This window comes from Bradyrhizobium sp. KZN70725 (assembly GCF_055264925.1).
On the sequence record NZ_JBUYWT010000071.1, the window covers coordinates 22,501 to 33,859 of the forward strand.

Annotated in this window: 6 protein-coding genes, 2 tRNA genes and 2 rRNA genes (1 of these 10 cut by a window edge); 3 read left to right on the forward strand and 7 right to left on the reverse strand. The window is 61.3% G+C overall.

The genetic code is table 11. The annotated features are described in order from the left end of the window. From ACZBJS_RS37305 to ACZBJS_RS37320, 4 genes are all read right to left on the reverse strand, one after another. Positions 1-837: ribosomal RNA gene (locus tag ACZBJS_RS37305) — 23S ribosomal RNA — on the reverse strand (it extends 2,009 nt beyond the left edge of the window). A gap of 402 nt (positions 838-1,239) precedes the next feature. Continuing rightward, positions 1,240-1,315 (reverse strand) — tRNA-Ala (locus ACZBJS_RS37310). A 35-nt stretch (positions 1,316-1,350) separates the two neighbouring features. Continuing rightward, positions 1,351-1,427: transfer RNA gene (locus tag ACZBJS_RS37315), tRNA-Ile, on the reverse strand. A 211-nt stretch (positions 1,428-1,638) separates the two neighbouring features. Continuing rightward, positions 1,639-3,127: ribosomal RNA gene (locus ACZBJS_RS37320) — 16S ribosomal RNA — on the reverse strand. The 16S and 23S rRNA genes sit together here with 2 tRNA genes alongside, the layout of an rRNA operon. Before the next feature lie 1,009 nt (positions 3,128-4,136). Between ACZBJS_RS37320 and ACZBJS_RS37325 the strand changes: the two genes are divergently transcribed. Further along, positions 4,137-6,200, forward strand: coding sequence for a M23 family metallopeptidase (locus ACZBJS_RS37325; RefSeq protein ID WP_225160476.1), 2,064 nt, complete (start codon positions 4,137-4,139; stop codon positions 6,198-6,200). Between the two features lie 94 nt (positions 6,201-6,294). After that, the gene (locus ACZBJS_RS37330) at positions 6,295-6,552 is read left to right on the forward strand and encodes a hypothetical protein (protein ID WP_225645335.1); all 258 of its coding nucleotides are present in this window, start codon (positions 6,295-6,297) and stop codon (positions 6,550-6,552) included. 15 nt (positions 6,553-6,567) lie between these two features. On the opposite strand, the gene ACZBJS_RS37335 is transcribed toward ACZBJS_RS37330, so the two are convergent. The 3 genes from ACZBJS_RS37335 to ACZBJS_RS37345 form a co-directional block, all read right to left on the reverse strand. Then, a complete protein-coding gene (locus ACZBJS_RS37335) occupies positions 6,568-6,978 on the reverse strand; it encodes a hypothetical protein (RefSeq protein WP_316396053.1) in 411 nt (136 codons plus the stop codon). Between the two features lie 294 nt (positions 6,979-7,272). Next, the gene (gene clpB / locus ACZBJS_RS37340) at positions 7,273-9,924 is read right to left on the reverse strand and encodes an ATP-dependent chaperone ClpB (protein ID WP_057017858.1); all 2,652 of its coding nucleotides are present in this window, start codon (positions 9,922-9,924) and stop codon (positions 7,273-7,275) included. A 191-nt stretch (positions 9,925-10,115) separates the two neighbouring features. After that, positions 10,116-10,679, reverse strand: a complete 564-nt coding sequence (locus tag ACZBJS_RS37345; protein WP_076827465.1) for a helix-turn-helix domain-containing protein — start codon at positions 10,677-10,679, stop codon at positions 10,116-10,118. A 58-nt stretch (positions 10,680-10,737) separates the two neighbouring features. Between ACZBJS_RS37345 and ACZBJS_RS37350 the strand changes: the two genes are divergently transcribed. After that, positions 10,738-11,253, forward strand: a complete 516-nt coding sequence (locus ACZBJS_RS37350; RefSeq protein WP_316396052.1) for a GNAT family N-acetyltransferase — start codon at positions 10,738-10,740, stop codon at positions 11,251-11,253. Positions 11,254-11,359 lie beyond the last annotated feature (106 nt).

Here is an 11,359-nt window from a genome sequence, read left to right on the forward strand (position 1 = left end):
CCTTTTTCAACAGGCACCCGTTCGGTCCTCCAGTGAGTGTTACCTCACCTTCAACCTGCTCATGGCTAGATCACTAGGTTTCGGGTCTAATACAACGAACTTGACGCCCTATTCAGACTCGCTTTCGCTACGCCTTCGCCTATCGGCTTAAGCTTGCTCGTTAAATTAAGTCGCTGGCCCATAATACAAAAGGTACGACGTCACCCAGAACGTATCTTGGGCTCCGTCTGTTTGTAGGTGTCCGGTTTCAGGTCTATTTCACTCCCCTCGTCGGGGTGCTTTTCACCTTTCCCTCACGGTACTGGTTCACTATCGGTCGCTGAGGAGTACTTAGGCTTGGAGGGTGGTCCCCCCGTGTTCAGACAGGATTACACGTGTCCCGCCTTACTCGTGGATACATCATCGCATTACTCGTACGGGGCTATCACCCTCTGAGGCCCTGCTTTCCTGACAGGTTCCGATTGTCTTTGATGTATCACTGGCCTGGTCCGCGTTCGCTCGCCACTACTAACGGAGTCTCGATTGATGTCCTTTCCTCCAGGTACTTAGATGTTTCAGTTCCCTGGGTTTGCTTAAAACCTCCTATTTTATTCAGAGGTCTCATACCTTCTCTTGATAACCGGAAATCCAAAACCTCGCGGTTTGATTTCTCGCATTTCTGGTCGAACCCCAACACACAAGGTCTTGGAGTTCCGGCTATCGAAGGTGGGTTTCCCCATTCGGAAATCCGCGGATCAAAGCTTCTTCGCAGCTCCCCACGGCTTATCGCAGCGTAGCACGTCCTTCATCGCCTCTCAGCGCCAAGGCATCCACCGAACACCCTTAAGGCACTTGATTGCTCTCATTATCAATGTCCACACACTCGGCAGAATGTTGTCTGCACAACTGCCCGAAGACCGAAGTCTCAGGCACGCATCCTCGATGAATGCGATTGCGCAGCCGGACATTGACTAGAAAGACCAGCTTGCTTCGTAAGATCGGCCCGATAGCGAGGCGGTCAAGCTTCGCTAAAAGGGATCATTTACAACCCGCACCCAATCTCACGATTGAAGCGAGCGCCGAAATGATCCCGGAGATAATGAATGGCTCAGGCGAATTGCTTCGCTTGATCCAAACTCGGATCGATCTCCTCTTTACGATGTCAGAAAACACGCACGTCACCGTCCATCCGGACCAATGAGTGCGAAGTGATGTTTCGCGGACGAAATGAACGAGGCGCTATCGAGCTTCAATTCCATCTGGTGGAGCCAGACGGGATCGAACCGACGACCTCATGCTTGCAAAGCACGCGCTCTCCCAGCTGAGCTATGGCCCCGTACCAGAAGACGAATGCTCCGCACTCGATCAAAATGGTGGGCCTGGGAAGACTTGAACTTCCGACCTCACGCTTATCAAGCGCGCGCTCTAACCAACTGAGCTACAAGCCCCTAACACGAGAGACATGCCGGCGCGCACTCGACCTGAAGTCGGTACATCGCACAGCGCTCAGCCCCTGGCGCGTGTTCGTCCGCGAAGAAAGAGAAACGAAGACGGCGAAATCCCGCCAATGGAGCTCAACAATCCTGAAACTGTTGGCCCCTGAATGTTTCTAAAACGATCCGATAGATAGCGTGAGCTGATCTGAAGGATCATCCTTAGAAAGGAGGTGATCCAGCCGCAGGTTCCCCTACGGCTACCTTGTTACGACTTCACCCCAGTCGCTGACCCTACCGTGGCCGGCTGCCCCCTTTCGGTTAGCGCACCGTCTTCAGGTAAAACCAACTCCCATGGTGTGACGGGCGGTGTGTACAAGGCCCGGGAACGTATTCACCGTGGCGTGCTGATCCACGATTACTAGCGATTCCAACTTCATGGGCTCGAGTTGCAGAGCCCAATCCGAACTGAGACGGCTTTTTGAGATTTGCGAAGGGTCGCCCCTTAGCATCCCATTGTCACCGCCATTGTAGCACGTGTGTAGCCCAGCCCGTAAGGGCCATGAGGACTTGACGTCATCCCCACCTTCCTCGCGGCTTATCACCGGCAGTCTCCTTAGAGTGCTCAACTAAATGGTAGCAACTAAGGACGGGGGTTGCGCTCGTTGCGGGACTTAACCCAACATCTCACGACACGAGCTGACGACAGCCATGCAGCACCTGTCTCCGGTCCAGCCGAACTGAAGAACTCCGTCTCTGGAGTCCGCGACCGGGATGTCAAGGGCTGGTAAGGTTCTGCGCGTTGCGTCGAATTAAACCACATGCTCCACCGCTTGTGCGGGCCCCCGTCAATTCCTTTGAGTTTTAATCTTGCGACCGTACTCCCCAGGCGGAATGCTTAAAGCGTTAGCTGCGCCACTAGTGAGTAAACCCACTAACGGCTGGCATTCATCGTTTACGGCGTGGACTACCAGGGTATCTAATCCTGTTTGCTCCCCACGCTTTCGTGCCTCAGCGTCAGTATCGGGCCAGTGAGCCGCCTTCGCCACTGGTGTTCTTGCGAATATCTACGAATTTCACCTCTACACTCGCAGTTCCACTCACCTCTCCCGAACTCAAGATCTTCAGTATCAAAGGCAGTTCTGGAGTTGAGCTCCAGGATTTCACCCCTGACTTAAAGACCCGCCTACGCACCCTTTACGCCCAGTGATTCCGAGCAACGCTAGCCCCCTTCGTATTACCGCGGCTGCTGGCACGAAGTTAGCCGGGGCTTATTCTTGCGGTACCGTCATTATCTTCCCGCACAAAAGAGCTTTACAACCCTAGGGCCTTCATCACTCACGCGGCATGGCTGGATCAGGCTTGCGCCCATTGTCCAATATTCCCCACTGCTGCCTCCCGTAGGAGTTTGGGCCGTGTCTCAGTCCCAATGTGGCTGATCATCCTCTCAGACCAGCTACTGATCGTCGCCTTGGTGAGCCATTACCTCACCAACTAGCTAATCAGACGCGGGCCGATCTTTCGGCGATAAATCTTTCCCCGTAAGGGCTTATCCGGTATTAGCTGAAGTTTCCCTCAGTTGTTCCGAACCAAAAGGTACGTTCCCACGCGTTACTCACCCGTCTGCCGCTGACATATTGCTATGCCCGCTCGACTTGCATGTGTTAAGCCTGCCGCCAGCGTTCGCTCTGAGCCAGGATCAAACTCTCAAGTTGGACTTGAAACCTTGAACCGGCTGATCACAACGTTTGACGAGGTCCCACCATTCTTCGTCGACCGAAGTCAACGAGCCGCCTGCGATTCACATCGTTGGCAGCGATGGTGTAACCTTTAAAACGTGTACCGCCGAAGTCTTTCGTCCACTCTCAGAAGTCAAAAGCCGAAGCTTTCAAGTATTCCGAGAGACGCAAGGACTCCGCCGTCCACGTTTCTCTTTCTTCATCTTCACTTGTCAAACAGCCCGGGATCCGATGACCCCACACCCTTAGAGGGCGGTTCTACCCTTCACCGGCCGACGGTGAACTTCAACCGATTTATGTCGGCTGTTGTGTCACTCATCGAAGTGAGGAGCATCAGTGGCGCGTTCGCTCGCCTTGGTCAGTGACCCGGCGGCGCCGCGCTCAGTGGTTGGTTTATAGTCCGCCCCCCTCGGGATTGTCAACGGCCATTGTCAACAAATCGTCGCACGCCCAAATCGCTTGTGCAGTGCGAAGAAATTCTCGTGCTTTCCGTGGCTTAGGTCGGAGGTAAAAATTCGCCACCCAGCCCTCGCGGCAAAAAACTTTAAAAAAAGTTCGTCGCCGGGCGGCCCGTGAGGCCCTCCAAAACGGGTTCCGACCGCCCCGGGGCCGGGCGGCGCGCATCGACCTGCTTTCAGGGAAGCTTTTCCACCTCAAATGCCGCACTTGAGCCACAATCCTGCGACGTTCTGGCTATAACGAATGCATTGAACCGCTCGTAACCTGTGGGGGCTGGGGCGGTTTTTCTGGGGGACCAGGCGATTTTCTCCAAGAATCCGTCGCCTCTTCCCTTCGCGGCCGAGCAACATCGAGAGATCTGCACACCATTGACGTTCGAGATCGCGGCTAGCTAATGGCCATCGGCTTCTCGAATTCGATGCGTGTAGCTCGCCACACTGCCGCGATTCCTCTTCGGGGGATCTAAGGTGGGGACGAGGACGAGCTGAGGTCGATCGCAGTTGCTGGAATTTGGGGGGATATCGGGTTGAGCCAACGGGCGTCACGCGGAAGCGGCATTGGGCGCGAGACCGGGATGATCGATCTCGGTCACGAACCGCCGCTTTCGGTCGACGGCACCGAGGCCGCGGTGATCGACCGCCGCCGTGTCTCCGTTCAATGGTTTAGCGGCACCATTCTGACTGGACTATGTGGCGCGGCCCTGATCGGCGGCGCCGTTTTTGCGTCGCTCGACGGCGAGATGACCTTCGCCAAGGTGCCGGAGCGCGTTGAAGGCGCGCTCCGCGGCGCGTTCACCGGCAACGATCGCGTCGTCAGCCTGCACAAGGGTGACCGCCTGCCGCCGCCCAGCGAATCCTCCGCCTCCCGCAGCCTGGTGCGCGTGTCGACCGTGACCCGCGTCGGCAATCGCGACGTGATGCGGGTGCGGCCCTTCATCCGAATTTCCGGCAATCTCTCGATGACCACGAGCGATCTGTCGGCAAAAATCCCTGCGTTCAATGCGCAGCGTCTCTTGACCGATGTCGGCTCCGACACGCCGGCGGCGGCCGAGGATCCGAATGCCGCGGCCGAGCCCGACGCCGAGGTCTCGTTCGTCACCAAGGATCTCGGCTCCGTGCTGCCGAAGGCCAAGCTCGCCGCGGTCGTCGCGCTCGACGACGTGCTGATGCGGGTCCGCGACGCAGCCAACTGGCGCGGCTCCGGCGGCTCGGTGCGCTACGCTTCACTCGCCAATGCCGCGGCTGACGCGAGCGGCGCCGGCCCCGACATGAGGATGGCCTACGCCACCGAGGGCAACACCTCCGATCCCTATGCCGGCTTCGAGACCCGCGTGGTGCCTGAGAACGTCACCCTGCTGCCGAAGACCAAAGAGCAGGTCACCGGCGGCAATCCGGTCGGCGAACGGGTTCACGTCGTCAGGAAGGGCGACAGCATCACCTCGATCCTGCGCGATCAGGGCGCAACGCCCGACGAGGCGAAGGCGATCGCCGCAACGCTCGGCCCGCGTGGCCGCGAGGGCGGCCTGAAGGAAGGCCAGAAGGTACGAATCCTGATGGCGCCGGCCGCGCCCGGACCGAATGTCAGGCTGCAGCCCTATCGCGTGATCGTCGCCAACGAATCCGTCATCGAGGCCGTCGCTGCGCTGTCCGATCTCGGCAAATACGTTGCCGTCGACGTGCAGAGCATGAACACCGTCACCGAGACCGCCGACAATTCCAGCGACGATGACGAGGATGATGGCAGCGGCGTGCGGCTCTATCAGAGCATTTACGAGACCGCGCTGCGCAACAAGGTGCCGCCGACCGTCATCGAAGACATGGTCAAGATCTACTCCTACGACGTCGATTTCCAGCGCAAGGTCCAGCCCGGCGACTCGTTCGACGTGTTCTTTGCCGGCGAGGACGAGGGCGTCACCAGCACCGAAAAGACCGAAGTGCTCTACGCCGCGCTGACCGTGGGCGGCGAAACCAAGAAATACTACCGATTCCAGAGCTCCGACGACGGCCTCGTCGACTACTATGACGAGACCGGCAAGAGCGCGAAGAAGTTCCTGGTACGCAAGCCGGTCAACAACGCGATCATGCGTTCGGGCTTCGGCGGCCGCCGCCACCCGATCCTCGGCTATGTGAAGATGCACACCGGCGTCGACTGGGCCACCGCCTACGGCACGCCGATCTTCGCTTCCGGCAACGGCGTGCTCGAGAAGGTCGGATACGAGGGCGGTTACGGCAAATATATCCGCATGAAGCATGCCAATGGCTACGAGACCGCCTACGGCCACATGTCGGCGTTCGCCAAGGGCATGGAGATCGGCAAGAAGGTGCGGCAGGGCCAGGTGATCGGCTTCGTCGGCTCGACCGGCCAGTCGACCGGCCCGCACGTCCACTACGAAATCCTGGTCAACGGCCGATTCGTCGACCCGATGCGCGTGAAGCTGCCGCGCGGCCGTTCGCTCGAAGGCCCGATGCTGGCGAACTTCGAGAAGGAGCGCGACCGGATCGAGGCCCAGATGTCCAGCCGCGGCAGCTCGCGAATCGTCTCGGACGCCACCAGTTCCACGTCGCAGACGCGCTCCACCACCAACCGCTGACGGCGGAAACCTCGCTCAGGAAGCCGTTCCATCCGGAACCATCCGCGCCGGTCAGGCTTTGTCCGCTTAGGTAAACCTTGCAGAGGAGGCGCGCATGGCAAGCCTCACCCGCGACGATGTGCTGAAGGCCGTCGGCTCCGCCGACGACGTCACGATCGCGAGGATTATCGCGTCCGGGGCGACGATCACCGAGCTTGCCGAGGCGCAGGCCTGGCTCGCCAATGACGAGCCGCTGATCAATGCCGGCAAGCCGCTGGCCACCGGCCGCGCCCGCGAGCTGGTCGACATCCTGTCCGAACTCGAGCCCGGCGAGGACGACGAGCCGTCACCGCCCATCGCCCCGCAGGAATGACGGGTCCGGCAAGATTTACGGCGCGAGGCTGGCGCAGATCAGGAACACGATTCCGATCGCGGTCAGCCCGAATGCCACGGACGCGAGCGGGAGCAGCATGTCGATGGTGGCATGGGTGGTGTTGATCGTGCTGCCCCAGACCGCGAATTCGCCGGTCCGCCACTCCCGGAACGGAATCGACCGCTGATGCAGGTCGTGCCGATCGTCGTATTTCCGCCAGATCAGCGAAAGCACCCACGGCAATAGCACCGCGACGAACAGCAATACGCTGACGAACATCAGCGACAGCTCGACGTCGTCCTGGCGGTCGAACAATATCCATGCCGCCGCCGCGAACCACGCGACAAGGCCGGCGGCTGCGCCGTAAACGCGCGGATGAAGATCGTCATAGACGGGCCGGTTATGGGCAATGAGGTCTCTGCTCATGCAATTCGCCTTCTGCTGAGGGCGACCGGCGGAGTGGCTTTGCAGGATGATGCAAGGTGGCGCGCGAATCAGCGCTGCGATTCGGGCCAGATAGTTCCTTTGCAGCTGCGCGGGACGTTTGCCACGCCAGCCGATCATTCAGGATGAAAACGAACGCCGTCCCGAGGCGGTTTCATTAATTCGGGCTCACAAAACCGGCCGCCGAACAGGAACTCCGTCGCATGCGGCCCGCCGATGTCATGGCGATGGATGCGGCCTGTCGCCAGGCCGCATCCGGTTTCGCTATCGAAACGCTCAGTTCAGCTTGCGCTTCGAGACCGGGGCCTCGAACTGCACGATCTCGGCGGTTTTGGGCACCTGACCGTTGAAGGTCAGCACGTTGCCCTTCTCCGAGATCACGACATGATCGCCGTCCTTGACCTCGCCGGCGAGGATCATCTCGGCCAGCGGATCCTGCACGCTGCGCTGGATCACCCGCTTCAGCGGGCGGGCGCCGTAAGCCGGATCCCAGCCCTTCTCCGCGAGCCAGTCCCGCGCCTTGGCGTCCAGCGTGAGCTCGATCTTGCGATCCTCGAGCAGCTTGGTCAGCCGCGCGAACTGGATCTCGACGATACGGCCCATCTCGCTCTTCTGCAGGCGGTGGAACAGGATGATCTCGTCGATGCGGTTCAGGAATTCCGGCCTGAAATGCGCCCGCACGACGCCCATCACCTGATCGCGGACCGCCGCGGTGTCCTCGCCCTCCGGCTGATTCACCAGGAACTCCGAACCGAGATTCGAAGTCATGATGATCAGCGTGTTGCGGAAGTCGACGGTGCGGCCCTGACCATCGGTCAGGCGGCCGTCGTCGAGCACCTGCAACAGCACGTTGAAGACGTCGGGATGCGCCTTCTCGATCTCGTCGAACAGCACGACCTGGTAGGGCCGGCGCCGCACGGCTTCGGTCAGGGCACCGCCCTCGTCGTAGCCGACATAGCCGGGAGGCGCGCCGATCAGCCGCGAGACCGAGTGCTTCTCCATGAACTCGGACATGTCGAGGCGGACCATCGCGGTCTCGTCGTTGAACAGGTCAGCGGCGAGCGCCTTGGTCAGCTCGGTCTTGCCGACGCCGGTGGGGCCTAAGAACATGAACGAGCCGGTCGGCCGGTTCGGATCCTGCAGGCCCGCGCGGGCACGGCGCACGGCGGTTGCCACCGCACGCACGGCTTCAGCCTGGCCGACGACGCGCTTGGCGAGACTGTCCTCCATTTTCAGGAGCTTGTCCTTTTCGCCCTCGAGCATCTTGTCGACCGGCACGCCGGTCCAGCGCGAGACGACCTGCGCGATGTGGTTGGCGGTGACCGCCTCCTCCATCATCTCGCCGCCGCTCGGCTTGCTGTTCGCTTGCGCCTCGATGTCGGCGAGCTTCTTTTCCAGCTCGGGAATCCGGCCATAGGCCAGTTCGCCCGCCTTCTGGAATTCGCCGCGACGCTGCGCATTGGCCAGCTCAACGCGGAGCGCGTCGAGTTCGCTCTTCAGCTTCTGGGCATTGGAGAGCTTGTTCTTCTCCGCGCTCCAGCGCGCCGTCAGCGCCGTCGATCGCTCCTCGAGCCCTGCGAGCTCCTTCTCCAGGGTCTGCAAGCGGCTCTTGGAGCCGGCATCGTTCTCCTTCTTCAGCGCCTCCTGCTCGATCTTCAGCCGGATGATGTCGCGATCGAGCGAATCGAGCTCTTCCGGCTTCGAATCAACCTGCATCTTCAGCCGCGCCGCCGCCTCGTCCATCAGGTCGATGGCCTTGTCCGGCAGGAAGCGGTCGGTGATGTAGCGGTTCGACAGCGTGGTCGCGGCCACCAGCGCGGAGTCGGTGATGCGCACGCCGTGATGCTGCTCGTATTTGTCCTTGAGGCCGCGCAGGATCGAGATGGTGTCCTCGACCGTCGGCTCGCTGACATAGATCGGCTGGAACCGGCGAGCCAGCGCCGCATCCTTCTCGACATGCTTGCGGTACTCGTCGAGCGTGGTCGCACCGATACAGTGCAACTCACCACGCGCGAGCGCAGGCTTCAGGAGGTTGGACGCGTCCATTGCGCCGTCGGTCTTGCCGGCGCCGATCAGGGTGTGCATCTCGTCGATGAACAGGATGATGCCGCCCTCGGCCGACGAGACCTCCTGCAGAACCGATTTCAGCCGCTCCTCGAACTCGCCGCGATATTTCGCGCCGGCGATCAAGGCGCCCATGTCGAGCGACAGCAGCTTCTTGTCCTTCAAGCTCTCCGGCACGTCGCCATTGAGGATGCGCAGCGCCAGGCCCTCGACAATGGCGGTCTTGCCGACGCCGGGTTCACCGATCAGGACGGGATTGTTCTTGGTCCGCCGCGACAGAACTTGAATCGTGCGGCGGATCTCCTCGTCGCGGCCGATCACCGGGTCGAGCTTGCCGTCGCGCGCAGCCTGGGTCAGGTCGCGGGCATATTTCTTCAGCGCGTCGTAAGCGTTCTCGGCGGTCGCACTGTCGGCGGTGCGGCCCTTGCGCAGCGCTTCGATCGCCGCGTTCAGGTTCTGCGCCGTGACGCCGCCCTTGCTCAGGATCGAGGCCGCCTCGCTGCCCTTCTCGAGCGTGAGCCCGAGCAGCAGCCGCTCGACGGTGACAAAACTGTCGCCGGCCTTGTCGGCGGCCTTTTCCGCCGCATCGAAGGCACGCGCCAGCTCCGGCGACAGGTAGACCTGCCCGGCACCATTGCCCGAGACCTTCGGCAGCTTGTTCAGCGCCTCTTCGGTCGCTTTCAGGATTGCTCTGGAATTGCCGCCCGCACGGTCGATCAGACCGCCGGCGAGCCCTTCATTGTCGTCCAGCAGCACCTTCAACAGGTGCAACGGCGAGAACTGCTGGTGACCGTCGCGCATTGCGAGCGACTGGGCAGACTGGATGAATCCGCGCGCGCGCTCGGTGTACTTCTCAATGTTCATTCGTTTTCCCTCGGCCTGCCGTCACCACCCATTCAGGCATGGTTCCGGCATCTTCATTGGGTTTCCGCGGGCCGCGTTGACGTTCCTCAACCAGCCTCTGGTCGTCGCCATCATTTTTCAGGCTTGCCGCAGATGTGGGCACTTGGTTCCAAAACGGAAGAGCCACAATCTGCGATTTCACCCGATGAAGCTCAGCGCCGCACGATGGCGACAAGGTAGCGGCAGGGCTGAGCCGTTTCGTTACGGAAGACGATGTCCGACGGCGGACCGAGCTCGACGCGATCGCCCGCAGCGAGCTCGTGGCGCTCCGCCCCTTCCATCAAAGTGAGGCGGCCGCTGATCACCCACACCACCTGGCGGACCAGGTGGTAGGCGCTGGCGGGGAAGCCGGCTTCCTGCCTCGCAGGCAGCTCGATCTCCACCAGCTCCAGCGGATTGGCCGGATGCAGGAACACTTGCCGCCGCAGATAGGCCGCCTTCGGATCTCGCCACACCGGCTGATCCTTGGCCCGCTGCAGGCGGGAATTTCGTGAGGCAACCTCGAACAGCGCGGCCATGGTCAGGCCATAGGCCGTGGCGATCCGCGACAGCGTCGCCGCCGTCGGGCTTGCCTCCGCCCGCTCGATCTTGCTGAGCATGGCCTTGGACACGCCCGCCCGCCCGGCGAGGTCCGCCAGCGACCAGCCGCGGCCCTCCCGTTCGGCGCGAACCCGCCGCCCGAGAGCCTCATCGGCCTTGTCCTCTATAATTGACATATCGTCTTATATAATAGACGATGGGGATCCGTTCAAGAGGCCCGTCAAGGAACCACCGATGATTATCCGCCCCGCCACAGAGCAGGACATCCCTGCGATTACCGCGATCTTCAACGAGGCGGTCGCCAACTCGAATGCGATCTGGACGGAGAAGCAGGATTCCGAGGCCGAGCGGCTGGCCTGGATGACGGCGCGGCTGGCTCTGGGCTATCCCGTGCTGGTGGCCGTCGAGGGGACGACGGTGCTCGGCTACGGCACATTCGGCGACTTCCGGGCCTTCCCGGGCTACCGCTACAGCGTCGAGCACAGCGTCTATATCCATGCCGATCATCGCGGCCGCGGCCTCGGCCGGATCATCGTCGACGAGCTGATCGCCGCGGCCACCGCGCTCGGCAAGCACGTCATGATCGCCGGCATCGACGGCGGCAATCTCGCCTCGCTGCGGCTGCACGCGCGGGCCGGCTTTGTCGAGGTCGCCCGGATGCCGGAGGTCGGACGCAAATTCGGCCGCTGGCTCGATCTCGTGTTCATGCAGCGCCAGCTGGACACTCCTGGAGCGGCGCGCGCCGACTAGTAGCTCGTCACAGTGATTTTGACTCTTTGGGTATGCCTGGATAGGCGCGCCCCAGTTTGGTGCGAGCTTTGTCCGTTGTGAACATCCAATTGATACGGGCGCGAGT